This window comes from Pseudomonas sp. GW821-FHT02A11 (assembly GCF_059421985.1).
In genome coordinates this window covers 58,603-84,657 of record NZ_JBWKWB010000014.1, presented here as the reverse complement: position 1 = coordinate 84,657, position 26,055 = coordinate 58,603, and the positions used below count along the sequence as shown (strand labels likewise).

General features: G+C 63.1%; 18 protein-coding genes. 13 read left to right on the top strand and 5 right to left on the bottom strand.

What is annotated here, in order from left to right; all coding sequences use genetic code 11:
- Positions 1-39 precede the first annotated feature (39 nt).
- Positions 40-1,353, bottom strand: a complete 1,314-nt coding sequence (locus AC07V9_RS19315; protein WP_495017251.1) for a C4-dicarboxylate transporter DctA — start codon at positions 1,351-1,353, stop codon at positions 40-42.
- A 328-nt stretch (positions 1,354-1,681) separates the two neighbouring features.
- On the bottom strand, positions 1,682-2,743 hold the full coding sequence (gene qhpR / locus AC07V9_RS19310) for an AraC-like transcriptional regulator QhpR (RefSeq protein WP_495017302.1): 1,062 nt from the start codon (positions 2,741-2,743) through the stop codon (positions 1,682-1,684).
- Between the two features lie 426 nt (positions 2,744-3,169).
- On the opposite strand from qhpR, the gene eat reads away from it, so the two are divergent.
- From eat to eutC, 3 genes are read left to right on the top strand one after another with little or no spacing between them, the layout of a single operon-like run.
- On the top strand, positions 3,170-4,522 hold the full coding sequence (gene eat / locus AC07V9_RS19305) for an ethanolamine permease (RefSeq protein ID WP_495017250.1): 1,353 nt from the start codon (positions 3,170-3,172) through the stop codon (positions 4,520-4,522).
- Between the two features lie 28 nt (positions 4,523-4,550).
- Positions 4,551-5,942: an ethanolamine ammonia-lyase subunit EutB gene (locus AC07V9_RS19300; protein ID WP_495017249.1), complete on the top strand. Its 1,392-nt coding sequence runs from the start codon at positions 4,551-4,553 to the stop codon at positions 5,940-5,942.
- A 23-nt stretch (positions 5,943-5,965) separates the two neighbouring features.
- Positions 5,966-6,787 (top strand): ethanolamine ammonia-lyase subunit EutC, encoded by an 822-nt coding sequence (gene eutC / locus AC07V9_RS19295; protein WP_495017248.1) that lies wholly within the window; start codon positions 5,966-5,968, stop codon positions 6,785-6,787.
- Positions 6,788-6,952: 165 nt separating this feature from the next.
- On the opposite strand, the gene AC07V9_RS19290 is transcribed toward eutC, so the two are convergent.
- Positions 6,953-8,113, bottom strand: coding sequence for a gamma-butyrobetaine dioxygenase (locus tag AC07V9_RS19290; RefSeq protein WP_495017247.1), 1,161 nt, complete (start codon positions 8,111-8,113; stop codon positions 6,953-6,955).
- A gap of 24 nt (positions 8,114-8,137) precedes the next feature.
- Positions 8,138-9,112: a DMT family transporter gene (locus AC07V9_RS19285; RefSeq protein WP_495017246.1), complete on the bottom strand. Its 975-nt coding sequence runs from the start codon at positions 9,110-9,112 to the stop codon at positions 8,138-8,140.
- Positions 9,113-9,347: 235 nt separating this feature from the next.
- Between AC07V9_RS19285 and AC07V9_RS19280 the strand changes: the two genes are divergently transcribed.
- Together AC07V9_RS19280 and AC07V9_RS19275 are read left to right on the top strand one after the other, a co-directional pair.
- Positions 9,348-10,277, top strand: a complete 930-nt coding sequence (locus tag AC07V9_RS19280; protein ID WP_495017245.1) for a LysR substrate-binding domain-containing protein — start codon at positions 9,348-9,350, stop codon at positions 10,275-10,277.
- 28 nt (positions 10,278-10,305) lie between these two features.
- Positions 10,306-11,694, top strand: a complete 1,389-nt coding sequence (locus AC07V9_RS19275) for a CoA transferase (protein WP_495017244.1) — start codon at positions 10,306-10,308, stop codon at positions 11,692-11,694.
- An 8-nt stretch (positions 11,695-11,702) separates the two neighbouring features.
- Here AC07V9_RS19275 and argC read toward each other — a convergent pair whose 3' ends face one another.
- Positions 11,703-12,662 (bottom strand): N-acetyl-gamma-glutamyl-phosphate reductase, encoded by a 960-nt coding sequence (gene argC, locus AC07V9_RS19270; protein ID WP_495017243.1) that lies wholly within the window; start codon positions 12,660-12,662, stop codon positions 11,703-11,705.
- Between the two features lie 83 nt (positions 12,663-12,745).
- Here argC and AC07V9_RS19265 point away from each other — a divergent pair, with 83 nt between their 5' ends.
- The 8 genes from AC07V9_RS19265 to atzF all read left to right on the top strand — a co-directional run bounded on the left by AC07V9_RS19265 (position 12,746) and on the right by atzF (position 26,027).
- The gene (locus tag AC07V9_RS19265) at positions 12,746-13,630 is read left to right on the top strand and encodes a LysR family transcriptional regulator (RefSeq protein ID WP_495017242.1); all 885 of its coding nucleotides are present in this window, start codon (positions 12,746-12,748) and stop codon (positions 13,628-13,630) included.
- A 226-nt stretch (positions 13,631-13,856) separates the two neighbouring features.
- Positions 13,857-14,744, top strand: coding sequence for a YghX family hydrolase (gene yghX / locus AC07V9_RS19260; protein ID WP_495017241.1), 888 nt, complete (start codon positions 13,857-13,859; stop codon positions 14,742-14,744).
- Positions 14,745-15,314: 570 nt separating this feature from the next.
- The gene (wecB, locus tag AC07V9_RS19255) at positions 15,315-16,547 is read left to right on the top strand and encodes a non-hydrolyzing UDP-N-acetylglucosamine 2-epimerase (protein ID WP_495017240.1); all 1,233 of its coding nucleotides are present in this window, start codon (positions 15,315-15,317) and stop codon (positions 16,545-16,547) included.
- A gap of 160 nt (positions 16,548-16,707) precedes the next feature.
- Positions 16,708-18,918 (top strand): cellulose biosynthesis cyclic di-GMP-binding regulatory protein BcsB, encoded by a 2,211-nt coding sequence (locus AC07V9_RS19250; RefSeq protein WP_495017239.1) that lies wholly within the window; start codon positions 16,708-16,710, stop codon positions 18,916-18,918.
- Between the two features lie 11 nt (positions 18,919-18,929).
- Positions 18,930-21,050 carry a glycosyl transferase family protein gene (locus AC07V9_RS19245; RefSeq protein WP_495017238.1) on the top strand — a complete coding sequence of 707 codons (2,121 nt, stop codon included), beginning with the start codon at positions 18,930-18,932 and terminating at the stop codon, positions 21,048-21,050.
- Positions 21,047-23,014, top strand: coding sequence for an NfrA family protein (locus AC07V9_RS19240; protein ID WP_495017237.1), 1,968 nt, complete (start codon positions 21,047-21,049; stop codon positions 23,012-23,014). Before AC07V9_RS19245 ends, AC07V9_RS19240 begins: the two co-directional genes overlap by 4 nt.
- A 19-nt stretch (positions 23,015-23,033) precedes the next feature.
- Positions 23,034-23,876, top strand: a complete 843-nt coding sequence (locus AC07V9_RS19235; RefSeq protein WP_495017236.1) for an alpha-amylase family protein — start codon at positions 23,034-23,036, stop codon at positions 23,874-23,876.
- A gap of 333 nt (positions 23,877-24,209) precedes the next feature.
- Positions 24,210-26,027, top strand: a complete 1,818-nt coding sequence (gene atzF / locus AC07V9_RS19230; RefSeq protein WP_495017235.1) for an allophanate hydrolase — start codon at positions 24,210-24,212, stop codon at positions 26,025-26,027.
- Positions 26,028-26,055: the final 28 nt, after the last annotated feature.

Below are 26,055 nucleotides of genomic sequence, written 5' to 3'. Positions count from 1 at the left end.
GTCGGGAAGGGCGCCGTGTCAGCGCCCGATGCCACGGCCTCAGAATTCCTGTTGGTGGACGGGAGTGGCGCTCTTCTTCGGTTGGAAGACAAAGCCCTGTTTACTGGCCAAGACGTTGTTGGCGCGTTTCACATCGATGTCGCGTTCCCAGCGGGCGATGGCGACGGTGGCCACGCAGTTGCCGATGAGGTTGGTCAGCGCCCGGCCGATGCCCATGAACCAGTCCACCGCCAGCACCAAGACCAGCCCGACCACCGGGATCGCCGGCACTGCCGTCAGCGTTGCCGCGAGGATAACCAGCGCCGAGCCGGGAATGCCATGGGCGCCTTTGGAGGTGATCAGCGACACCAGCAAAATCGTCAGCAGGTCAGTGAAGGCCAGCGGCGTGCCGGTGGCATTGGCGATGAAGACGATGGCCAACGTCAGGTAGATCGAGAAGCCGTCGAGGTTGAACGAGTAGCCGGTGGGGATCACCAGGCCGACGGTTGGGCTGCCGATGCCCATGTGCTCCAGCTTGCGCATCACCTGAGGCAGCACGGCGTCGGAGGAGGCAGTGCCGAGCACGATGAGCAATTCTTCGCGCAGGTATTTCAAGAACGGCAGGATCTTCAGCCCCGACGCCCGCATCACTCCGCCCAGAATCAGCAGCACGAAGGCCGAGCAGGTCAGGTAGAACAATGCCACCAGGCTGCCCAGATGCTGCAGCGACTGCACGCCATATTTGCTGGTGGTGAAGGCAATGGCGCCGAACACCCCGATCGGCGCCAGGCGCACGATCATGCCCATGATGCGAAAGATCACATGGCTCAGTTCGCTGATCAGCCGCGAGATACCGCTGGCCGATTCGCCCACCAGGTTCAGTGCGCTGCCGAACAGCACGGCAAACAGCAGCACCTGCAGGATGTTGTTGTCGGCGAAAGCGCCGATCACCGAAGTGGGGATCAAGTCCATGAGGAAGGTCGAGGCGCCGTGGATCTGCCTGGTGCGTTCGGTCAGGTCGCCCATGTCGGCCACCGACAGCTGATCCAGATGAATGTTGGCGCCGTTGCCCAGGCCCGTCCCATAAGCCACGATCAGGCCAATGACCAGCGCGATGGTGGTCAGCACTTCGAAATACAGCACGGATTTGAGGCCGATGCGGCCGACTTTTTTCAGATCGCCAGCGCCGGAAATGCCGCTGACAACCACGCAGAACACAATCACGCCGATGAGCATCTTGATCAGCTTGATAAAGCCGTCACCCAGTGGTTTGAGTTGTGAGGAGAATTCGGGGAGGGCCAGGCCGCAGACGATGCCGAGCATCAATCCAATGACAACCTGAAGGAAAATCGAACGGGAGCACCATTTGAGCATGATGAGGATCTCTAGTCGGTGTCCTGGCTGGGCGCAAGCCTCGTCGCCGGACTTAATTATTGTGGTCTTACCGGTCTGTCCAATGCCCGCGCAGTCTAGGCCTGAAAAGGGGGTGAAAACAAGGGAGCGGCTGAAGAAAGATCTTACCGGTCTGACCAGTGGCCACTATGAGCACGATCGGGGTAAGGCCTCATACCTCTGTGGAAGTGAGCTTGCTCACGAAGAGGCCGCTACAGACGCAACCTACTCGCAGGTTGGCAATGGCTTTCGTGAGCAGGCTCACTTCCACAGATGATGCGCAGTGGGTGAAATCAGGCTGGAGCGGTGATTACTGAGTGGTGGTCGCGCTGCGCCACTGCTTCGGGCTCAAGCCGAACCAGCGTTTGAACGCACGAGAGAAGGCGCTGGTTTCCGAGTAACCCAGCAGGGAGGCGAGTTGGGTGACGCTCAGGTGCTGTTGCTTGAGATGGGCCATGGCCGTTTCCTGACGGATCTGGTCTACCAGCTGCGTAAAGCTCAAGCCCAAGTCGCGCAGCTTGCGTTGCAGCGCCCATTCGGAGAGGCCCAGGTTGTGGGCGATTTCATCCAGCGCCGGTTCGCCCAAGTGCAGCGTGGCGAGGATGGTCTGGCGGGCGCGGTCCAGCAGGCTGGTTTCAGGGCTGCCGTTGTCGCCAAGCTGGCGAATGGCGTCCTTGATCAGCATCAGCAGGATCGGGTCGCTGCCGGGCATGACCTTGTCGATCACGTCGCGCTTGGGAATCAGCAGGGAGTTGCAGCCCTGAGTGAACTGTACATCGGCATGGAAGACGTCGCGGTGTTCGTGCCAGTCCTCAGGCCGTCCATGCTCGAAGGCCACCTGACGCGGCGCCCAGTCCGACCCCAGCACATGACGCAGCAGATTCAGCGCCATGCCCATGGTCAATTCGGCGTCCTGACGGCGTTCATTGATCGCGCCGTGACGCACTTGGTAGTCGAAGCGGTAACACTCGCCCTGGTCCACCAGTTCGATCAGCGTGCTGTGCTGATGAAACGGGAAGGCCTCGGAGAAATTGATCAGTGCATCTTCCAGGGTCGGTGAGCACAGGCCGATGTAGCCCAGTAGCCCCAGGGCCTTGGGCTGGAATTGCTGGCCATAGCGCAGGCCGAAATTGTCGCAACCGGTTTGCCGCGCCGCTTCTTCCAGCACTTTGCAGTAGTTGGTCAGCGGCAGGCTGAGGGTGGGGTGCAGCAGCTGTTCGGGGTCGATGCCGGAGCGGCCGAACACCCGGTCCAGATCCCCGCCGTGCTGCACGATGAAGCCGTCCAGACCATTGGCGGCAGCCGACAACACGCCGCGATTGCTAGCGGCGCTGGGGTTGGACGCGGCGCTGGGGATGAGGGTCTGGAACATTGAGTTGAACGTCTTCAGCGTATGTATGAATTTCATTCAAGCAAATGTCATACCTTGTTATGTGTGGCCGACGCATTGTAGGAGCTCGCTTGCCCGCGATAGCGTTGTGTCAGACGCCTCATTGGGACGCTGATCAATGCAATCGCGGGCAAGCGCGCGCCTACAGGTAATTGCGCTTCTTCTGAGTATTGCTACCCAACCACCCATTGCTGTGTAGTCGGGTGTCACACTGCCCTGATCAATCATGACCCGCAATCAGGCACAGCCCCGCCATCGTGCGCCGGGATGATGCATCCCGCGCAACAGTCCAAAAAACTTGACCGCACACGACAACCCACGCCCTGCAGGGTCAAGCCTTGTCCGTCATCCTGTGGCTATGCTCGACCTCAGGCAAATACCGTCGCTTGGCTACCGGGGTGCACACTCATGACTGTTTCAACACTTAAACCCACATTGGGAACCCTGCATTTGTGGGGGCTGGCCGTCGGGCTGGTGATTTCCGGCGAATACTTCGGCTGGAGTTACGGCTGGGGCACGGCAGGCACGTTAGGCTTTCTGGTCACCACGCTGATGGTGGCAGTGATGTACACCTGCTTTATCTTCAGCTTCACCGAACTGACCACTGCCATCCCCAACGCGGGCGGCCCGTTCGCCTACAGCCTGCGCGCCTTTGGTGTGACCGGCGGGATGATCGCGGGCTTGGCGACGCTGATCGAATTCGTCTTCGCGCCGCCGGCCATTGCCATGGCCATCGGGGCCTACCTGAACGTGCAGTACCCGTCCCTGGACCCGCGTGTGGCGGCCATCGGCGCGTACATCGTGTTCATGACCCTGAACATTCTCGGCGTCAGCATCGCTGCCACCTTCGAGCTGGTGGTGACCGTGCTGGCCGTCGCCGAATTGCTGGTGTTCATGGGCGTGGTAGCGCCGGGCTTCAGCTTCAGCAATTTCGTGCTGGGCGGCTGGGCCGGTTCCGACACCTTCAGCCTGCCGGCTATCAGCGGCATCTTCGCGGCGATCCCGTTCGCCATCTGGTTCTTCCTCGCCATTGAAGGCGCGGCCATGGCCGCCGAAGAAGCCAAGGACCCGAAACGCACCATCCCTCGCGCGTATGTGGCAGGCATCCTCACCCTGGTTGTGTTGGCCATCGGCGTGATGATCTTCGCGGGCGGCGTTGGCGATTGGCGCACCCTGTCGAACATCAACGACCCGCTGCCACAGGCCATGAAGGCAGTGGTGGGCAACAACTCCAACTGGATGCACATGCTGGTGTGGATCGGCCTGTTCGGTCTGGTGGCGAGCTTCCACGGGATCATTCTGGGTTACTCCCGTCAGTTCTTCGCCCTGGCCCGCGCGGGTTTCCTGCCGCCAAGCCTGGCCAAACTGTCGCGTTTCCAGACCCCTCATCGCGCTATCCTCGCTGGCGGCGTCGTGGGGATTCTGGCGATCCTCAGCGACGGCCTGGTCAACCTGCAAGGCATGTCCCTGACGGCAGCGATGATCACCATGTCGGTGTTTGGCGCTATCGTGATGTACATCGTCAGCATGCTCAGCCTGTTCAAGCTGCGTCGCAGCGAGCCGAACCTCGAACGCACCTTCCGTGCGCCGGGCTACCCGATCGTACCGGGCATCGCGTTGGTGTTGGCAGTGGTCTGTCTGGTGGCGATGGTGTGGTTCAATCTGGTCATCTGCGGCATCTTCATCTGCCTGATGGCGCTGGGCGCGCTGTTCTGCAAAGTGGTGCGCGGTCGTGGCGCGGTTGTTGCAGTTGCCGGTTAAGGTTCTGGAATAAAGGAGGAGGCAGGCGATGAGCTTTTCCCACAGCATTGGCGGCATGGTCTGGCGTTTCGACAGCCTGCGCGAGCTCATGGCCAAGGCCAGTCCTGCCCGTTCCGGGGATTATCTGGCCGAAGTCGCCGCCAGCAGTGACGCCGAGCGGGCAGCGGCGCAAATGGCCCTGGCGGACGTGCCGCTCAAGCGCTTTCTCAACGAAGCGCTGATCCCATACGAGCAGGATGAGGTCACCCGTCTGATCATGGACAGCCACGATCAGGCGGCCTTCGCGCCGGTCAGTCATTTGACGGTCGGCGGCTTTCGTGACTGGCTGTTGGGCTTTGATGTCACCGAGGCCAGCCTCAAGGCGCTGGCCCCGGGGCTGACGCCGGAAATGGCCGCAGCGGTATCGAAGATCATGCGCGTGCAGGATCTGGTGCTGGTGTCGCAGAAGATCCGCGTCGTCACCCGTTTTCGCAACACCGTGGGCCTGCGCGGGCGGATGTCCACCCGCCTGCAGCCCAACCATCCGACCGATGACCCGGCAGGCATTGCCGCCAGCGTCCTCGATGGCCTGCTGTACGGCAACGGCGATGCCATGATCGGCATCAACCCGGCCACCGACAGCATCAGCGCCATCAGCGAGCTGCTAAAGATGCTCGACGGCGTGATCCGTCACTACGAGATTCCTACCCAGTCCTGCGTGCTGACACACGTCACCTCCTCGGTCGCAGCGATTGAAAAGGGCGTGCCGCTGGACCTGGTGTTTCAGTCCATTGCAGGCACCGAAGCGGCCAACAGCAGCTTCGGCATCAGCCTGGACATCCTGCGCGAAGGCTACGAAGCGGGCCTGAGCCTCAAGCGCGGGACGTTGGGCAATAACCTGATGTATTTCGAGACCGGGCAGGGCAGTGCGCTGTCGGCCAACGCCAACCATGGCGTCGACCAGCAGACCTGCGAAACCCGCGCCTACGCTGTGGCGCGGCACTTCAATCCGTTTCTGGTCAACACCGTGGTCGGCTTCATCGGCCCAGAATACCTGTACAACGGCAAGCAGATCATCCGCGCAGGGCTGGAAGATCATTTCTGCGGCAAGCTGCTGGGCGTGCCCATGGGCTGCGACATCTGTTACACCAACCACGCCGAAGCCGATCAGGACGACATGGACATGCTGTTGACCCTGCTCGGTGTCGCCGGGATCAACTTCATCATGGGCATCCCCGGTTCCGACGACGTGATGCTGAACTACCAGACCACTTCGTTCCACGACGCCTTGTATGCGCGCCAAACCCTCGGCCTGCGCCCGGCGCCGGAGTTCGAAGCGTGGCTCACGCGCATGGACATCCTGCGTCAGGATGACGGCGGCGTTCGCCTGGGGCAGGGTGTGCCGCCGCTGTTTCGCAAGGCATTGGCGCAATTGAACTAGCCGTGAAAGAAGAAGGATTGGCCATGAGTGATGACCACAGCAACTCGCCGGCCCAGGCCGATGCCTGGCGTCAGCTGCGCTCGCTGACCTCGGCGCGCATCGCCCTGGGGCATGCCGGCACCAGCCTGCCGACCGCCGCGCAACTGGACTTCCAGTTCGCCCACGCGCAAGCCCGGGATGCGGTGCACCTGCCGTTCGATCACGCCGCTTTGAGCGAGCAGCTGCAGGCCCGCCAGCGCGAAACCCTGACCGTTCACAGCTCGGCGCCCGATCGCAATATCTACCTGCAACGGCCAGATCTGGGGCGGCGGTTGTCGGTAGATTCGGTGGAGCAATTGCGCACCTACGCTGCGAGTCATCCCGAAGGCTTTGATCTCGCGGTCGTCGTCGCCGATGGGCTTTCTTCGCTGGCAGTGCAACGGCACAGCCCGGCGATGCTGGCGCGCATTGACGAGATGGCGGCGCAGGAAGGTTGGAGCCTGGCGCCGGTGGTGCTGGTGGAACAGGGGCGCGTGGCGGTGGCCGATGAGGTCGCCGAACTGCTCCAGGCGCGGATGGTGGTGATCCTCATCGGCGAACGTCCCGGCCTTAGCTCGCCGGACAGCTTGGGCCTGTATTTCACCTATGCACCGCGCGTCGGCCTGAACGATGCCGCACGCAACTGCATCTCCAATGTGCGCCTGGAGGGCATGAGCTACGCCCTGGCCGCGCACAAGCTGCTCTACCTGATGCGCGAGGCCTGGCGCCGGCAGTTGTCCGGGGTCAAGCTCAAGGACGAAGCCCAGGTGCCGGTTCTGGAAGCGGGAGAGGGCGAGCGTCCGGGGAATTTCTTGATCGGCGGTTAGCGTCGATGCACAGAGCATGGGCACACCACAAAATCTGTGGGAGCAGTCGCAGGTTACGACGGCCGCGAAGGCGGTGTGTCAGACAATGCATTTGCAGATGACCCCCCCGCTTTCGCGGCAGTCGCACAGCTCCCGCAGCGCCTACAGGTACAGCGTCTGGCGCGGTCAGCGCTGCAGTACCAGTATCCGCGACAACAGTTCATCGCGATCCACATAGCACCCCTGAAAATGCCGCGCGCCACTGGTTGGGTCGAAAGCGTCGCGGGCGTGCAGGGTGCGGCGGTTGTCGAAGCACCACAGCTGGCCGGCTTCCAGACGCTGGCAGAGCTGAAAGCGCTTCTGGCGGCTCATCTCGATGAAGCGGCGATAGGCGCGGTAGTAGGGCTGCATGAGCTCAGGCTCGATGCTGAACGGCCCGCGCAGGAAGTTCGCCATGCGGATTTCCGCCACCTCCCCCACGGCATCCAGGGCGATCACCGGCGCCAGGCAGCGGTAGTCGCTGCGTCGATCCTTGTTGCGAAACTCCACGGCCACCTCACACAGCAACCGATACGCCTGCGGGTCCTCCTGGCGCAGGGTTTCGGCCACGGCGAAGCCATCGACAAAGCGACTCTCGCCCCCTTGCGCGTCATTGACCAGGCAATGCAGAAACTGCAAGCCGGGCTGCAACTCACGGGTCGGCAAATCGGTGTGCAACGGCAGGTTGAAGGCGGTGTAGGCGTTGCTGTCGGCGTCGGCCTTGGACTGCACGTTGAACAGCACGCCAAAGTTGCTCTCGCGAATGAAGGCAATGCGCTGCGCCAGCAGGGTCAGCGAGCCGCGCTCCGTGGGCACGCCTTGCACTTGGGTCAGGCCGATATCACGCACGGCCAGCAGCCAGTGGAGCAGGGCGTCTTCGTCTTCCATCACCGCTGCGTACTGGAAAACCGGCAGCTCCATGCCCTGGACCCAGCGCTGCTTGCGTGGCTTTTTGGCCTGTTGCTCGGCGCGAGAGGCGTCATCATAGGCATGGACGCGCAGCCAACCGGGGTCGAAACGGCTTTCGTGGCCGTCCTGCCAGATGACGTGCAGCGCACCGTGTTCATCGATGTTGGCACTGAGGGCGTAAAGATCACCAGGCACGTCGGCAATCTCGAACACCTGCTCGCGGGTGACGTCGTAGACGCACAGAGGGCAGGGGCAGTTGTCCCGTAGCCACAAGTGATGAAAGGGGCTGCGGCGTTGGTCGGACCAGGTGACCTCGACCCGATCGGGGGCCAGTTGCACGCTGAGCAAAGGGCTGATCAGCGGGTAGGTGCGGTAGTCGGCGATGGCGTTCACGGGCAATGCTCCTTGGGCGTGAGGCGGTGGTCATTCAGAGAGGGAGAGACATTCGGCAGCAGCAGGCGCAGGGGCGAGAATCACCCGCACCGAGCAGGCGGTGCCGAACAGGATCAGGGCCAGGCCGAAGGCTTCGGCGGTGCTCGGCAGGCGGCCATGAAAGGCCAGCCCGAGCGCCGTGGCGAAGAACGATTCCAGCGCGATCAACTGCCCTGACAGCACCATCGGCAGGCGCCGCGAGGCGAGGTTCCAGGCCCAGGCGCCGATGACCGACGAGAGCAGGGCGATCAGCAGCGCCCAGCCATACAGGTTCAGCGCATCCGGGGTGGTCATGCCTGAAACCGGCAGGCGCAGCAGTTGTGTGGCCCAGGCCAGCGGCGTCAGCATCAGCGCAGCGAGGCCCGCGCCGATCATCATCAGGCAGGTCCAGGCAATCGTCGCGCTGGCGTGCAGGTGTTCCATCGCCGCCTGATTGACCACGCTGAACGACAGCCACAACAGCACCGCGCCGAGCGAAAACGCAAGGCCCAGCCACAGCACCTTACTGCCGGAGGTGGGCGCCTGGAGTAACTCAAGGTTGATCAACACCAACCCCAGGCACAGCACGCTGATGGGTATCGCCAGCTGGCCCCAACGCAGCGAGCGTTGTTGCGCATTGCCGAGCAAGGCCTGAAGCACCGGCACCGCGCCGATGAAAGCGGCGATCAGCAACGGCCCGCCGTAGATCACGCCCCCGGCGATGCAACTGCTGTAGGCCAGATACCCCAGCACGCCCAGGCCCATGCCGGTCAGCCATTGCCGGGGCCGCAAGCCGCGCAGCTGGCTGCGATAGAACGGCAGCAGCAAGGCGCCCAGCACGCCGGCCATCATGAAACGCACCAGCATGAAATCCTCAATGCTGTAGCCGTGCAGCACGTATGGGGCGATGAAGTTGCAGGCCCAGCTGAGTGTCGCCAGAACCGCAAATGCCACACCTTGCACGATGACGGAACGGGGTGAGGTCATGGTGATTCTCGTTTGGACATGTGTGGGATGTCGGCTGCCTCACCTGTGGGAGCCAATTCATTCGCGAGATGGCCGTGCAGTCGATAAAGATGTCTTGGCTGTACGGGCCCCTCGCGAATGACTTCGCTCCCACGGGGACAAGGTGTGTGGCTGGCCTGTGTGTGTGGCGCCATCTTGCCGATCCCCCCGGCTGTGCTACAAATGATGTTTCCGTCACGATGCATTACCCAAAATTATGAATAAGCTCGGCAAATCCCTTCCGCCACTGGCCAGCCTGTTGCCCTTCGAGGCAGCGGCGCGGCTGCTCAGTTTTTCCCGCGCGGCCGAGGAGCTGAACCTGACCCAGGCAGCGGTGAGTCGACAGATTCGCGCGTTGGAAGAGGACCTCGGCATCGCCCTGTTTCAGCGCCGTAACAGGGCGGTGTTTCTGACCGACGCCGGGCGCGAGTTAAACCTTACGCTGGGTAATGCATTGCGCGACGTTGCCAGCACGGCTGATCGCCTGCGCGGCGTCGCGGGCAAGAACGAAGTGGTGTTGTTGTGTCAGCCCTGCGAAGCGTTTCACTGGCTGATGCCAAGGCTCTCGGACTTCCATCAGCAGTACCCGGAAATCGAACTGAAGATGGTCACGTGGGCCAACCCGCTGACAGATTTTCAGGGCTATTTCGACGTGGCAATGCAAAGCAGCAATCGCGACCACGGCCTGCATCCGCTGTTGTTCACGGCGCCTGATGAGGTGTTTGCGGTGTGCAGTCCGGGCTATCTGAACAAACACCTCAAAGGTCGCGCCTTGCCGATCGCGCTGGATGAACTGCACAACCACACCCTGTTGCACCACGACGCCCAACCCGCCTATCAGCTCGAATGGGACACCTGGCTGGCGACCTTCGGTCATGAGCTGCCACGCAAGGCGCGGGGGCTTTCGTTCGACAGCTATTCGCTGATGCTGCACGCCGCCGTCGAGGGGCATGGCCTGGCCATGGGCTGGCGCCGCACCTCGCAACGCATGCTCGACAGCGGCGTGCTGGTCGCGCCTTTCAGCCAGAGCGTTCACCTGAGCGAGGCGCTGTCGGTGTATCGCCGCCATGGACAGGCGCGCCGGGAAGAGGCGAACCTGTTGGTGCAATGGCTGCGAGCCGAATTGCTGCAACGGGCCGATGAATAGCCGCCGTTTTTGGATGAGGGAGATGAGCATGTCCAACGATGAACATCGGCCAGCGACGGTCGAGCATTTTCTGCGTGAGTGCTGGCAGGCCGCCGGAGGCGATGCGCAGTTTCTGACGCAGTTGCGGGTGATCGGCGAGGGCGCATTGCCGTCCTGTTTTGCGGTGTCGGATCTGGCCACCGCTGCCATGGGCGCGGCCCATCTGGCCATTGCTGAACTGCTACATCACGCCTCTGGTATCACGCCTGAGGTTGTGGTGAATCGGCGTCTGGCGTCGCTGTGGTTCGGCACTTCGTTGCGCCCGCAAGGCTGGTCACTGCCCGCGCAATGGGACGCCGTGGCCGGGGACTATCGCGCCGCAGATGGCTGGATCCGGCTGCACACCAACGCGCCCCATCATCGCCAGGCCGCGCTGGCGGTGCTCGGTACGCCGGCTGATCGCGAGGCGGTGAGCAAGGCTGTTGCGACGTGGCAGGCCAGCGCGCTGGAGCGCGCCATTGTCGAACGTCAGGGCTGCGCGGCGGCCATGCGAACGACCCAGGCCTGGGCCGCTCACCCTCAGGGCCTGAGTGTGGCCAGTGAGCGCTTGTTGCAGTGGACGGGGGCAGCGTCGGTCGACAGGGCCGCTTGGCCGTTGCCGCGGGAGCGTCCTTTGCAGGGCGTGCGGGTGCTCGATCTGACTCGCATTCTCGCCGGGCCTGTGGCGACGCGTTTGCTTGCCGGCTTCGGCGCGCAGGTGCTGCGCATCGACCCCTACGGCTGGGAAGAGCCGGGTACGGTGCCGGACGTGGTGCTCGGCAAGCGCTGCGCCCGCCTGAACCTGAGGGATGCGACCGATCGCGCGGTGCTCGAACAGCTATTGAGTGAAGCGGATGTGCTGGTGCATGGCTATCGCGCCGATGCCCTGGCCAGGCTTGGGCTTGATGCGCAACGCCGACGTGAGCTCAATCCCGGGCTGGTGGATATTTCGCTCAACGCCTATGGCTGGACGGGGGCGTGGCGCGAGCGGCGGGGCTTCGACAGTCTGGTGCAGATGAGCAGCGGTATCGCGGACGCCGGGATGCGTGCGGCAGGCGCAGACAAACCGGTGCCATTGCCGGTTCAGGCGCTGGACCATGCCACCGGTTACCTGCTGGCTACAGCGGCGATTCGCGGTCTGACGCAACGCCGCGCGAAGGGTGAGGGCTGTCAGGTGCAGGCCTCGTTGGCGCGCACCGCGAAGCTGTTGATTGACGCACCTGTCGAGGCGCAGCCGCCGATTGCCCCTGCCGAGGGCGATGACTTTACGGCCCACATCGAACACACCGCCTGGGGCCCTGCGCTGCGCCTCAAGCCCCCTGCGCAGGTCGAGGGCTCGCCCGTGCGATGGGCGCTGCCAAGCTGTGCGCTGGGTTGCGCCCAGGCCACGTGGCTGTAAACGGCGGATCAGCCCCCGGCGAGCATCAGGTCCAGGTTCTGCACCGCCGCTCCCGCTGCACCCTTGCCCAGGTTGTCGAAAACCGCCGCGAGCATCACATGCCCGGCGTTTTCGAAGACCATCAAACGCAATGTGTCGGTGTCGTTCAGCACCCGTGGGTCCAGGCCAGTCAGGGCTTTTGACTCCTCCATCGACATCACCTCGACGAACCCGCTGCCTGCGTAGTGCTGCGCAAGGCAGGCGTGCAGTGTTGCGCCGCTCACACCTTCAGGCAGCAGGCGCAGTTGCAGGGCGATGGTCAGAACGATGCCCTGACGAAACGAGCCATAAGCCGGAATGAACACAGGCCGCTCGGACAGCCCGCTGTACTGCTGAATTTCCGCTACGTGCTTGTGCGCCAGGCCCAGGCCGTAGACCTGAAACGGCGTGGCGTTGCCAGCGTCCGGACCTTCGAATTCATCGACCCCCGCACGGCCTTTGCCCGAGTAGCCGGACACCGCGTTGATAGTGATCGGGTAGTCGCGGGGCACCCACCCCGCATCGAGCAACGGCCGTAACAGGCCCACCGCGCCAGTCGGGTAGCAGCCTGGGTTGCTGACCCGTCTGGCGCTGGCAATCGCCCGTTGCTGAGCGTCGCTCATCTGGGCAAGGCCGTAGACCCACTCGGCATCGGTACGGTGCGCGGAACTGGCGTCGATCACCCGCACGTTCGGGTTTTCGATGCTGGCGGCGGCAGCGCGGGCGGCGTCGTCCGGCAGGCAGAGAATGGCGATGTCACACGCATTGATTGCCGCTGCACGGCTCTGTGCGTTCTTGCGTTGTTCGGCAGGCAGTGTGACCAGGGTGAGGTCCGTGCGGCCTTGCAGCCGTTGATGAATCTGCAGGCCGGTGGTGCCCTGGTCGCCATCGATGAAAACCACTGGAAGGGTCATGTTTGGATGCTCGTTTGAAAGTTCGGTGGCGAGCATCTTCGAGCAGTGCGTAAGATAGGAAAAGTTGAATTTTATGATCTTCAAATTCAGCTTTACTGAATGAATAAAAAGGGGCGACGATGCGTGAAATCAGCCTGGACCGCCTGCGCACGCTGGTGGCGATTGCCGACCATGGTTCATTCGCCGAAGCGGCGCGGCTGCTGAATCTGGCGCCGCCAACGGTCAGCCTGCACATCGCCGACCTCGAAGAACGCATCGGCGGCGCACTGCTGTCGCGTACCCGTGGCAGCGTGCAGCCCACGGCCATTGGCGAAACCCTCATAGAACGCGCCAGACGCCTGCTGGCCGACGCCGAACGGGCGCTCGAAGACGTCGAGCGTCAGGTACTGGGGCTGGAGGGGCGGGTGCGACTGGGGGCGTCGACTGGCGTCATCGCGCAGCTGATTCCGCAAGCGCTGGAAACCCTGAGCCACGCCCACGCCGGCATTGACGTGCAGGTCGCGGTGCTGACCTCTCAGCAGACGTTGCAGAAGCTGGCCGACGGCAGCCTCGACATCGGCGTGATCGCCTTGCCGCAGACGCCGGTCAAGGGCTTGCAGATCCAGCCCTGGCGGCGCGACCCGGTGATGGCGTTCCTGCCGGCGCGCTGGACCTGCCCCGAGGTGATCACGCCGTCGTGGCTGGCCCGGCAAGCGTTGATCCTCAACGACAGCACCACGCGGCTGTCCCGCCAGGTGGGCGAGTGGTTCGCCAGCGAAGGGCCGCAACCGACGCCGCGGATCCAGCTCAACTACAACGATGCGATCAAAAGCCTGGTGGCGGCAGGGTATGGGGCGACGTTGTTGCCCCACGAGGCATCGACGCCGCTGCCGGAAAACCGCATTGTCATGCGCCCGTTGCAGCCGCCGTTGTGGCGGGAACTGGGCATCGCCCATCGTGCCGGGGAAGTCGAGCGTTCGACCCGGCATGTGCTGGACGTGTTGTGGGGGTTGGAAGCGTTGTAGCGCGAGGGGGAGGTTGCGGGAACGGTGGTGGGCGCCGTGGCTCACTGCTGAACACGCGGCGCGCTCTGCGAGCACGTCACGCGAGTGTGTTCAAGGATCAGAGACAAACCGGGGATGCGTTTCGATCTGCATGGCAAAACACTGCTTTAATGAGGGTTCCTTTCCATGGCGTCGAACCGCTGTTGGGGTGCGATGGCCAGCCGACAATCGTTGAGGATGCGCACAGATGACCCGTCTCACCGCCAAGGATTTCTCCCCTGAGTTACTTGAGCTGTATGACTACTACGTTCACGGCCGGATCAACCGCCGGGAATTCCTCGACCGAGCCGCTGTGTTCGCTTTGGGTGGTCTCACGGCCACTGCGATTCTGGCGTCCCTGAGCCCCGATTACGCCTTGGCCGAGCAGGTCGAATTCACCGATCCGGACATCGCCGCCGAATACATTTCCTATCCTTCGCCCAAGGGCAATGGTCAGGTGCGCGGCTATCTGGTGCGTCCTGCCAAGGCCTCGGGCAAGGTGCCCGCCGTCCTGGTGGTGCACGAGAACCGCGGCCTCAATCCTTACATCGAAGACGTTGCCCGGCGAGTTGCGAAAGCCGGCTTTGTGGCCCTGGCGCCCGATGGCCTGTCGTCGGTGGGCGGCTATCCGGGCAATGACGACAAGGGCCGCGAGCTGCAGCAGAAGGTCGATCCGGAAAAGCTCATGAACGATTTCTTCGCCGCGATTGAATGGTTGATGGCCCATCACGCCAGCACGGGCAAGGTGGGCATCACCGGTTTCTGTTATGGCGGGGGCGTGGCCAACGCGGCCGCCGTGGCCTATCCGGAGCTGGCGGCGGCCGTGCCGTTTTACGGTCGGCAACCCAAGGCCGAGGAGGTAAGCCGGATCAAGGCGCCGCTGTTGCTGCATTACGCTGAACTGGACAAGCCGATCACCGATGGCTGGCCGGCTTACGAGCAGGCGCTGAAAGCCGCTGGCAAGACCTATGAGGCGCATATCTACAAAGGCGCGAATCACGGCTTCCATAACGACTCCACACCGCGTTACGACGAAGCGGCGGCGAAGTTGGCGTGGGATCGCACCATTGCCTGGTTCAACAAGTACCTGGTCTAAGTACGGCGGCAAAAAGAGTTGGGCAATTGAACAATGTTCAACGATGAGGATGTATACCGTTATGCGCTGCCACTAACATGGCGTCAATAAGTTGGACCGGTCATCAGTTGCGGATCCAACTCTGGATCCTTTTTATTTAAACGCTGCTACAGTAAAGCTATAACTATCCCCGCCGTCGTAGAGCGGGCGGGGACGTCATTAAACCATGAAAAGTTCAACCCTTCACACTCAAGTGCGGACTGATGCACACTCCTTGCTGTTCTAAGGCCCCTGCTGCAAGGCTCTGGCGCAACGCCAAACCCTTCATTGACTGCGTTGTTTAGCAAAAGTTTATAAAATTTATAATGCGTTAAATTCGTTATAAAACCTTTTGCAAAGTGTTTTTTATCTGCTAATAATCTGTCCTGTTTCGGGCACTAAGGACTGCACCAGTCTCACAATGAAGTGAACATCGAATCGACTCTCCGATTGTTACCCGTCCGTCCATTACTAAAACTTTCGAGCGACGTGAGCCCTTCGGTTCAACGTACGCTGCCGTGCGGCGCATGCAAATGCGTGGGAGGAATATGAATGGCTCGCGCTCATCCACAGCTTAAAGTTCTGTCGATTTTCGGTACTCGCCCGGAAGCCATCAAGATGGCGCCGCTGGTCAAGGCCCTTGCTGCCGAACCCGGCATTGACTCGCAGATCTGCATTACCGGCCAGCACCAGAGCATGCTGCAACAGGTGTTGGACATGTTCGAACTCAAGGCCGATTACACACTGGACGTCATGACCCCCGGCCAGACCCTCAACACTCTGACTGCCGCGTTGTACGCCGCGATCGATCCGGTGCTGGAACAGGCGCAGCCTGACAAGGTGCTGGTTCATGGCGACACCACCTCGGCCATGGTCGCGGCGATGTCGGCGTTCCATCGGCGTATCCCTGTGGCCCACATCGAAGCGGGGCTGCGTACAGGTGACATCCATCAGCCGTGGCCCGAGGAAATGAACCGGCGCAGCATCGACCTGATCGCCGATCACCTGTTTACGCCCACGGCCGAGTCGCGCCGCAACGTACTTGGCGAGCGCCTGCAAGGCACCTCGTTCGTCACCGGCAACACCGTGATCGATGCACTGAAGATGACCGCCGAGCGCATCGACCAAAACCGTCAGTTGCGTGTGGCGCTCGATCGCCAGTTCAACTTCCTCGATCTCAAGCGCAAATTGCTGTTGGTGACCGGCCATCGCCGGGAGAACTTCGGAGAAGGTTTTCTCGACATCTGCAAGGCGTTGCGCACACTGGCCAGGCGCAACGACATCCAGATTGTCTACCCGGTGCACCTGAACCCCAATGTGCTGGGGCCGGTCACCGAGCACCTGGGCGATCTGCCCAATGTGCACCTGATCAAACCGCTGGATTACCTGTCTTTCGTGCGCCTCATGCAATTGGCCCACGTGGTGCTGACCGATTCGGGCGGCGTGCAGGAAGAAGCGCCCTCGCTGGGCAAGCCGGTGCTGGTGATGCGTGACGTCACCGAGCGTCCGGAGGCCGTGGCGGCGGGCACTGTGCGCCTGGTCGGCACCGACCCGGATACCATCGTGCGCGGCGTGTGTGCGCTGTTCGATGACGAGCAGCTGTGGCGCATGGCCTCGCAATCGGCCAACCCCTATGGCGACGGCAAGGCGTGTTCGCGCATCGTCGACGCATTGATGGGGCGGCCGGTCGACGAGTTTGTGGTCCAGGCGCCTGTCCGGCGCAGCGAACCGACCGAGGTGCATCGCCCGGCTGCCTCGCTGCGCTCGGTGTCCAGTCTGCATTAGCGCCGACGCCGATCACCTGGCCTGCCATTGCGATGGCAGGCCTGCCCGATATCCCCGTGGGGGCGGATTGGTACGCGAAGAAGCCTTGCTGGCCCTACCTGCCAGCGTCTGCGTTCGCTGGTCTGCCACGCACTATTTGCTTTGACCGAGATCTGCCTGAATGAAGTCTTCCGTTACCGTTCCCTCGGCGGCGTTGCACGCCCTTGCCTGCGGCATGAGCTTGCTGGCCGTCGCCCCCGCGTTTGCCGCTGAAAGCCCATTGAGCCAGGCGATCAGTCGCCTGAACGCCGACACCCGTCAGCAGCGTGTCATCGCGCTGCAGGACCTGGGCATCGACCGCCCCATCATTCTCAATGCCACCGACGCGCGCCGTGAGCTTTATCTGCCGGTGCCGGCGGACGTGCCGCTGACCGATGCCACGCTGCATTTCGATGCCAGCTATCTGAATGGCGAATCCGGTCGCAACACGCTGTTGCTGTCGCTGGACGGCTACCCGGTTCGCGCCTTGGGCCTGAACGAGGGCGAGGGTGATGCCAGCGCCAAGCTTGGTGTCGACAAATCCCCCCGCGACAGCGGCTCGGTGCGATTGGGCGTGGCGTGGTCGTCGATTATCTCCCGGGTGCAGTGCGAAGACGAACGCGCCATCGGCAACGTGCTGCGCATCGATCCCCACAGCCGCCTGAGCTACAGCTTCGACGCCAGCCAATTGCAGGATGTGGGGGCGGCATGGAATGCGTTGCCCGGCAAACCGGGCATTCTGGTAGCGCCGGGGTCGCTGTCCAGTGCCAGCTACGACGCTGCGTGGCGGCTGGGCGTGGCACTTGAGCGCATCGGTAAACAGGCGCGCATCGTGTCGTTTCCGCAGGTCAAGGACAGCATCGACCTGAGCGGCGTGAGCATTCCGGCCGAGCTCAAACAGATTCCGGCCTTCGCCAGCCTCGACGGCAAGGGCCTGCACACCCTTGACGACGCAGCGCAGATTGGCGCTTTGCTGATGCTCGGTCAAACCCCGGCGTTCAATGCCGATCTGGCGGTCAGTGACCCGCAACTGCTCAAGGCGATCAACGAGTCGCTGGACGCCCTTCAGGCTCAGGTGCAGCGTCTCGATGCCTCGGCAGGCGGCGCGTTCAATCAGTGGCGCGAGCGTCACGTCAACGGCGCACTGGCGACATCAGGCGGCGACAATGTGCGTCTGGCCCTGCTCGGCGCGCACCCGTTGCTGATGATCAATCAGGACGCTGCCGGCAAAGCCATCGGTCTGTTCAGCTCAGCGTGGAACAAGCTCGCCCGCGCCCGTCAGCTGAACGTTGGCGAGGAGGCGAACATGCCGCTCAGCGATGACGGCCGCGTGGCGCTGACGCGTCTGGGCGGCAAGCCCGGCAGCGTCGACGTGCTGGCCAAGACCGACTGGAGCGCGAGCTTCCCGCTGGGCACCGTAGCCTACGACGGGCGTGTGCCGGTCAGTGCCGCGGTGGATGTCGCGGCCGCACCGGGGGCTTCCGGCACGCCACCGATTGCCAGCCTGTTCCTCAACGATTACCTGATTGGCGCCAAACAGCTCGACGCTGACGGCCAGAAAGAACGCATCGAAGCGCGCATCCCGCGATACGCCCTGGCTGCGCAGAACACGCTGCGGGTGTCGTTCCAGCGCCAGCCGGTCAGCGACCTGTGCCGCGAAACCCCGCAAGCCTTCCCGGTTTCGGTGTTGCCGAGCAGTCACGTCACCCTGGAAAAGATCGGGCTCGACGACGACTTCTCCGGCATGGCCGCGCGTTTTGCCGCTGGCACTCAGGTGCTGGTGCCGCAGGGCTACCTCGACCGTCCGGCCAGCAGCCTGCCCCAGGTGATCCGCATCGCCAGCGCCAGTGGTGTGTCGCCGTTGCGCGCAGACTTCAAGGTGAGCAACGACGCCACGTCGGCGATCAGCCCGGACAAATCTTTCCTCGCTTTCGAAGTGCCGATCAAGGGCAGCGATGAGCCGGTGCAAGTGGACGAGCAGGGCCATCTGTTGATACATCACAAAGAGCAGACGCTGCTCGACCTCAGGTCGCTGAATCACCTGGCGGCGTTGCAGGTGGTCGAGTCCGGCAGCCAGCACGGCATGGTCTATCGCACCCTGGGCGGGCAGGCGCCGAACTTCGCCCGGCCGGTGTTGCTGGAGCGCGGCAACGTCACGGTGCTGGGCGACAACGGCCCGCTGACCACCTTCGATGCGAAGGACCCGACCGGCAGCCAGATGATCGATGACCACGAGCCCAAAGGTCTGGATGCCTGGCGCAAACCGTCCGCGCTGTGGCTGATTCCGGCTGCTGTGATCGCTTTCCTCGTGTTGCTGCTGGCTGGCCGTCGCGCCCGTCGCAATCGCCAGTAACGGGAGCCGCGATGACCTCGCTTTATTGGCCTTACTGGCTGGCCCATTACTACAGCGCCCTGGAAGTCGCGACCATTGTGGTCGCGGCGATCATCCTGGTGTCGAGCCTGGACGATCTGTTCATCGACCTGTGGTACTGGGCCCGGCGCATCTACCGCAAGTTCACAGCCGAGCGGCGTTACCGTCCGCTGACGCCTGAACAGCTGATCGCCCGGGACGAACAGCCGTTGGCGATCATGGTTCCGGCGTGGCTGGAATACGACGTCATCGCGCCGATGATCGAGAACATGGTCTCGACCCTGGACTACCAGAACTACGTGGTCTTCGTCGGCACCTACGTCAACGATCAGCGCACCATCGATGAAGTCGAGCGCATGCGCCGTCGCTACAAACAGCTGCATCGCGTTGAAGTGCCTCATGCCGGGCCGACCTGCAAGGCGGACTGTCTGAACTGGGTGATCCAGGCCATCTTCCTCTACGAGAAAACCCACGGCGTCAACTTCGCCGGGGTGGTGCTGCACGACAGCGAAGATGTTCTGCACCCGCTGGAAATGCGCCTGTTCAATTACCTGTTGCCGCGCAAGGACATGATCCAGTTGCCGGTGGTGTCGCTGGAACGCAACTGGTACGAGTGGGTCGCGGGCACCTACATGGACGAGTTCGCCGAGTGGCACGGCAAGGACCTGGTGGTGCGCGAAAGCATGACCGACAGCGTACCCTCGGCGGGGGTCGGTACCTGTTTCTCGCGCCGCGCCTTGCAGGTGCTGGCGGACGAAAACCGTAATCAGCCGTTCAACACCGACAGCCTCACCGAGGACTACGACGTGGGCGCGCGCCTGGCCCGTTACGGCATGAGTGCGATCTTCGTGCGCTTCCCGGTGCAGTACCGGGTGCTGCGAAAATCCTGGTTTCGTGAGCCCTATGAATCGACCCTGGAAATGCCGCTGTGTGTGCGTGAATTCTTCCCCGACACCTTTCGCACGGCGTTCCGCCAGAAAGCCCGCTGGACGTTGGGCATCGGCCTGCAAGGCTGGGAGCAGATGGGCTGGAACGGCTCGCTGGCCAATCGTTATCTGCTGTTTCGCGATCGCAAAGGGATCGTCACCTCGTTCGTCAGCATCATCGCCTACCTGATCCTGGCCCAGTTGCTGGCGCTGATCGTGCTGCGCGCCAGCGGGCTGTGGAACACCAGTTTTCCGACGCCGTTCGAGAGCAACGGCCTGGTGGGTTTTCTGCTGGCGGCCAACGGCGTCGCCTTGCTCTGGCGCATGGCCCACCGTTGCTACTTCACCACCATTATTTACGGCTGGCAGCACGGGTTGTTGTCGATGCCACGGATGATCGTCGGCAACTTCGTCAATTTCATGGCCGCGGCCCGGGCCTGGCGGTTGTTTCTGGTGGGCAAGGTGCTCAATCGCAAGTTGGTCTGGGACAAGACCATGCACGATTTCCCCTCCACCGACCTGGTCGCTCGCGCGCCGCGCAAACTGGGCAGCGTGCTGTTGTCCTGGCAGGCGATCAACGACGAGAAGCTGCAAAGCGCGCTGGATGAACAACGGACCCGGCAAATGCCCCTAGGCCGAATTCTGCTCAGCCGCGGCTGGCTGGACGACGAAACCCTGGCCGAGGCCATCGCCTTTCAGAACGACCTGCCACGGGTGTTCGATGTCGCCGCCAAGGTGCCGGCGCAGTCTTCGCTGGCCGATGAGTTTTGCCTGCGCTGGCGCGTCGTGCCGCTGGCACTGGACATCGACGGGCGTCCGGAAGTTGCCGTCGCCAGCCCCTTGCCCGAAGACGGCTTGCAGCAGATCACTGAACAGATGGGCGTGGAGCCTGTGCAATTGATCGCCCGGGAAAGCGAGATCGTCGAGCAATTGCGCAGGCTTGAGGTGGTGGCCGGTCAGCCACTGCCTGCCGCCACGCCACTGCTGGGCGAGTTGCTCATCGATCAGGGCTTGCTGGACCGGCAGACTTTCAATCTGGCGATGCTCAACTATCGCCCGCACATGCATGGCCGTATTGGCGATTACCTGGTGGACATCGGCGTGCTGTCGCGCGAGACCATCGAACAGGCCGTGGCCCGCCAGCTTCGCCACGCCTCACCGGACGCGCCAACGGAGCAGCCCTCATGAGACTTCCGATTTTCCTGGGCCTGAGCGTCCTGCCTGCACTGTGCCAGGCCGAGTTGAATGCGACCGCCCAGCCGCAGATTCTGCCGCTGGCACTCACCGGTCCGGCCTACGAGATCGCCAATCAGGCCTATGCCGCCTACAACGACAAGGACTACGACCTGGCCATTGCCAAAGCCCGGGAGGCCTTGCGTCAGCGCAGCGACGTCGACCGCCTGCGCGAGCTGATTCACCTGGCCGAGCGCGACAAGGATCGACGCGACCACCCCGAGCGCTACCCCGGCAACAAGAAGGGCTTTCAGAACGGTGACCGCTCGTTACGCGCCTACGCCAATGGCGATTACCAACGCGCCGAGGAGTACGCGCGCAAAGCCATCGCCGAGTCGCCGAAGAACCCGGACTACCGAATGATGCTGATCGAGGCGCTGCAACGTCAGCAGCATCTTGATGAGGCAGAGGCAGCGATCAACGATGCAGTGGCCGTGTCGGGTGACTCGCCACAACTGAGTCGCCGTCGGGATGCGATTCACCAGCAGAAGGCCGTCAATGTCGCCGCCGCCGGTTACGCGTCACTGGCCCGTGGCGACAACGATGCTGCCGTCAGCTACGCCCGCGACGTGGTGCGTCAGTACCCGCAGGAAATCGCCTATCGTCGTTTGCTGGTCAGCGCCCTGATCGCTCAGCAGCAGTACGCGGCAGCGCGCTCGGAGGCTACCGAAGCCCTGGCCCTCAACGGCAACGACGCGCCGTTATTGGCCCAGCGCGGGCAAATGCGCATGCGCCTGGGTGACAAGCGCGGCGCGCAGCAGGACTTCAGTCAGGCACTGGCTGTAGGCACGCTGCCGCTGCGGGATCAGGCTTCGCTGTACGCGACGCTGGGTCAGCCCAAAGAAGCGTTAGCGCGCATGCAGCAGGCCCGCGCCAGCGGCCAGTTGAAGCCGGGCGATGAGGTGCAGATTGCTTACTTCCTCAGCCAGGCGGGGGATGATCGCGCGGCGCTTGCGCAATTCAAGCGCGTCGATCGCACTCAAGGCCTGACCCCCAAAGAAACCCAGGACGCCGCCTACAGCGCCATGCGTGCGCCGGACGATGTGCAGGCCATCGCGTATTTCAAGCGCGTGCTGGATTATCAGCAGACCGGCGACCTGAAAATGCCCGATCAGCAGGTGTTCGACACCCGCCGTGCGGTGTCGGATCTGTCCCGTGTGTGGGGCGTGACCAACACCACCACCTACCGGGGCGCGAGCACCAACAATGGCTTGAGCGGCGCACCGAGCAGCAGCAACGACAGTCTGCAGAACAGCACCGAGATTTTCTGGCGGCCGGAAGGCTATCGCGATGCGCGTTTCGTCGAGCTGTATGGCCGCGTCACCGATACCCTGTGGAACAAGGAAAGCGGCAACGACAAAGGCCTGGATGCCCTGCAAGGCGCGGTCGGGGTTCGCATCAAGCCCTTCACCGAATACAACGTGATGGCCGCGTTCGAGCGCACCTTCCCGCTGGCCGGCAGTAATGTCAGCGGCGACTGGTTGGTGCGCCTGGGCTACGGTTCGAGCATCGGCACCGATCTGCGCGTCGACGTGCCGAGCTGGTGGACCTCGCAGTTCTACGCCGAAGGCGGGCGCTACCTGCGCGACAAACGCAACTACTTCAACAGCGAATGGCAACTGGGGCGCAGCCTCCGTCTGGATCGGGTCAGCCCGCGTCTGGTGGTGTTCCCTCACGTGGTGCTCGCGGCGGATTACGACTCCAAAATGCACAGTTCGGTCGACGCGCTGGGCGGCACCAAAACCTCGTCCGATAATGCGGGCGGCGCGGGTGTGGGTGTCGGCGTTCGCTACTGGTTCCGCGAGACCCGGCACAAGGCACCGCAGTCCTACATCGACTTCTCGGTGCAGTACCGGGAGAAAATATTCGGTGACGACAGCGCCCAGGGCGTGTTCGCACGCATGACCTATTCGTGGTGATGGTTTGAAAGGATCTGCAATGTCTCGCCTGCTGAAAACCTCGCTTGCCGGGCTGCTCATCGGCGTGGTGGGCGTGGCGGTCGACGCACTGTACGAACTGGGGCAGGGCATGCGCCCCGACATTGCCGGCATCGTCTGGCAGCCAGACAACGCCACGGTGGGCATTCAGGGCGATTGGGACAAGCTTGGCGCCCACGAGCTGCTGGTGCAGTGGACGGCGGTCGATGGCCAGTCATTCGTCGCCGGTTCCGGCCTGCCCGAGGTCCCGGTGCTGCCGGACTGGGCGCGCATCGCCCGCGAGCCCTGGGCGCAGGATGTGATCGTCGGGCTGGCCGGCTTTTTCAGTGAAAACCGCTCGCGGGACAACATTGAAGAACTGGCCACGCTGTCCGAGCGCATGGCCAAGGTCAAGACGCCGCTGAACGTCACCGGTTGGTATTTTCCGGCAGAAGTGGACCCCAGCTGGAGTCGCGCCAAAGAGCTGCCCGCGCTGCTTGCGCGTCTGCCACGGCCGTTGTGGATCAGCGTTTACGACGGCGCCAACATCGGCCCCGAGGCGACGGCCAACTGGCTCAAGAGCTGGCTGCCGGACGACATCGGTGTGTTCTTTCAGGACGGCGTAGGCGTCTACGCGCGCACTGCGCCGGTGGCCAGAACCTACGCCGATGCGCTGCGCAAAAAGCTCGGCAAGCATCGGGTGAAGATCATCGTCGAAGCCTTCCGCCCCCAAGTCGGCGGCGGCTTTCGCCCGGCCACGGTGGCTGAGCTCAAGCCTCAGATCGCAGCGTACCGCGGGTATCCGCTGTACCTGTTCGACGGCCCGCATTACGTGACGCCGGAGGTGGTGGAGGGGTTGAAATAACGCCACTCTGCTTTTGATTCTGGCCGGAGGCCGTAGGAGCGCGGCTTGCCCGCGATCGGCTGCGCAGCAGTCGTCAAATCGGCTTCCAAGGTGTGTCTGATCCACCCGCTGACGGGGCTTGCTGCCGCTGCACGCCAGATCGTCGGCAAGCCGGACCTGCGCCTTCGGCAGAAGCATGACAGGCGTCAGCACCAAAATCGTTCGGTCATGTTCCATCAAAGTGCATCTTGCGAGTGCAATTCGTCCTCGATATCTCGGAAATGTTAATCGGCAAACCCGTGGCCCGGGTCTTGCTTTCGCAGGATTCAAACTTGGATACAAGATGGAATCCTCATGCAGACCCCTCAAAACCCCCTGTTTGGCTGGACCGTAAATCAGTGGCTGACGGCGTATGAAAATGGCGAGCTGACGCCCGAAGCCTTGCGTGATCTGCGCCAGGCTTATCCGGCTCAGGACAACGCCTGGATCTCCCTCGTCAGCCGCCCGCAACTCGACACGCAACTGGCGCAGTTAAGGCAGCGACTGGAGGCTATAAAGGGCGATCTCAGCCAACTGCCGCTGTATGGCGTGCCGTTCGCGATCAAGGACAACATCGACGCTGCACACTGGCTGACCACTGCCGCCTGCCCTGAGTTCGGCTACACCGCCAGCGCCGACGCTACGGTGGTGGGACGTCTGCGGGCGGCGGGGGCGATTCTGATGGGCAAGACCAATCTGGATCAGTTCGCCACCGGGCTGGTCGGCACCCGCTCGCCTTTCGGGGCGGTGGGCAACAGCTTCGATCCCGACTACGTCAGCGGCGGCTCCAGTTCGGGCTCGGCGTCGGTGGTGGCACGCGGGCTGGTGGCGTTCTCATTGGGCACGGACACCGCAGGTTCGGGGCGCGTACCGGCGGGCTTCAACAATATCGTGGGGCTGAAACCGACCAAGGGGCGGCTGTCCAATACTGGGCTGGTGCCGGCGTGCCGCACCGTCGATTGCATCTCGATTTTCGCCCTGACCGTCGAAGATGCCGAGCAGGTGGCAGGCATCGCCGAGGGCTACGACGCCAGCGACGCCTATTCCCGTCGCAACCCCAATACGGCACCCGTCGGGTTCGGCCAAAGCATCAAGCTGGCGGTGCCGGATACCCTGGAGTTTTTCGGCGACACGCAGAATCAGGCGGTCTACGAGCGGGCGCTGCTCACCTTGAGCAAAATGGGCGCTGAACTGTCCCGTATCGATTTCGCGCCGTTCAAGGCCCTGGCCGAACAGCTGTACTACGGCTCCTGGGTCGCCGAGCGCACCGTGGCGCTGGAGTCGATGCTCAACGCCAATCCCGACGCGATCAACCCGGTGGTGCGCGGTATCGTCGAGAACGGCCTGGGCTACAGCGCCTGCGATGCATACAAGGCGGAATACCTGCGCGCTACGCTGAGCCGGCAGATCAACGACGCGCTCGCCGGTTTCGACGCGCTGGTGGTGCCGACCTCGGCGACCATTCGCACCCTCGCCGAAATGGCCGAGGAACCGGTGCAGTACAACTCGCAGTTCGGCTTCTACACCAACTTCACCAACCTGGCCGACCTCTCGGCGCTGGCGCTGCCTGCCGGCCTGCGCGCGGACGGATTGCCAGCGGGCATCACGCTGATCGCCCCGGCCTGGCACGACGCAGCGCTGGTGAGTTTTGGCAAGCAATGGCAGGCGCAGTTGGACCTGCCCCTGGGGGCTACCGGCCGTGCCTTGCCCGCGGGGAACGCCTCGCCGGTTCCTGCAAAAGGCAGCGTGCGCGTGGCCGTAGTCGGGGCGCATCTGACCGGCATGCCGCTCAATTTCCAGCTGACCACGCGCGATGCGGTGTTCGTCGAACAGACCCTGACCGAAAGCGGCTACCGCCTCTACGCGCTGCCGGGCACAGTGCCCCCCAAACCGGGGCTGGCCAAGGCCGATAGCGGCCAGTCGATCATCGTCGAGCTGTGGGATGTGCCTGTGGCGCGCTTCGGCGAGTTCGTCGCCGAAATCCCCGCGCCATTGGGCATTGGCAACCTCACACTGCTCGACGGGCGCAGCGTCAAAGGCTTCATCTGCGAGCCATGGGCGCTGGGCGATGCCCTGGACATCACCGGCTTCGGCGGTTGGCGCGCGTATATCGCCAGCCTGAAAAAAGACTGATCGCGCCCCTCACTTTTCAACCGGGAAG

Bases quoted from the DNA above. Each gene is read 5' to 3' on its own strand.
- AC07V9_RS19285 (WP_495017246.1), bottom strand. From the start codon at position 9,112: ATGACCTCACCCCGTTCCGTCATCGTGCAAGGTGTGGCATTTGCGGTT.
- AC07V9_RS19275 (WP_495017244.1), top strand. From the start codon at position 10,306: ATGTCCAACGATGAACATCGGCCAGCGACGGTCGAGCATTTTCTGCGT.
- wecB (WP_495017240.1), top strand. From the start codon at position 15,315: ATGGCTCGCGCTCATCCACAGCTTAAAGTTCTGTCGATTTTCGGTACT.
- AC07V9_RS19265 (WP_495017242.1), top strand. From the start codon at position 12,746: ATGCGTGAAATCAGCCTGGACCGCCTGCGCACGCTGGTGGCGATTGCC.
- qhpR (WP_495017302.1), bottom strand. From the start codon at position 2,743: ATGTTCCAGACCCTCATCCCCAGCGCCGCGTCCAACCCCAGCGCCGCT.
- AC07V9_RS19240 (WP_495017237.1), top strand. From the start codon at position 21,047: ATGAGACTTCCGATTTTCCTGGGCCTGAGCGTCCTGCCTGCACTGTGC.
- eat (WP_495017250.1), top strand. From the start codon at position 3,170: ATGACTGTTTCAACACTTAAACCCACATTGGGAACCCTGCATTTGTGG.
- atzF (WP_495017235.1), top strand. From the start codon at position 24,210: ATGCAGACCCCTCAAAACCCCCTGTTTGGCTGGACCGTAAATCAGTGG.
- AC07V9_RS19280 (WP_495017245.1), top strand. From the start codon at position 9,348: ATGAATAAGCTCGGCAAATCCCTTCCGCCACTGGCCAGCCTGTTGCCC.
- AC07V9_RS19250 (WP_495017239.1), top strand. From the start codon at position 16,708: ATGAAGTCTTCCGTTACCGTTCCCTCGGCGGCGTTGCACGCCCTTGCC.
- AC07V9_RS19300 (WP_495017249.1), top strand. From the start codon at position 4,551: ATGAGCTTTTCCCACAGCATTGGCGGCATGGTCTGGCGTTTCGACAGC.
- yghX (WP_495017241.1), top strand. From the start codon at position 13,857: ATGACCCGTCTCACCGCCAAGGATTTCTCCCCTGAGTTACTTGAGCTG.
- eutC (WP_495017248.1), top strand. From the start codon at position 5,966: ATGAGTGATGACCACAGCAACTCGCCGGCCCAGGCCGATGCCTGGCGT.
- argC (WP_495017243.1), bottom strand. From the start codon at position 12,662: ATGCTCGCCACCGAACTTTCAAACGAGCATCCAAACATGACCCTTCCA.
- AC07V9_RS19245 (WP_495017238.1), top strand. From the start codon at position 18,930: ATGACCTCGCTTTATTGGCCTTACTGGCTGGCCCATTACTACAGCGCC.
- AC07V9_RS19315 (WP_495017251.1), bottom strand. From the start codon at position 1,353: ATGCTCAAATGGTGCTCCCGTTCGATTTTCCTTCAGGTTGTCATTGGA.
- AC07V9_RS19235 (WP_495017236.1), top strand. From the start codon at position 23,034: ATGTCTCGCCTGCTGAAAACCTCGCTTGCCGGGCTGCTCATCGGCGTG.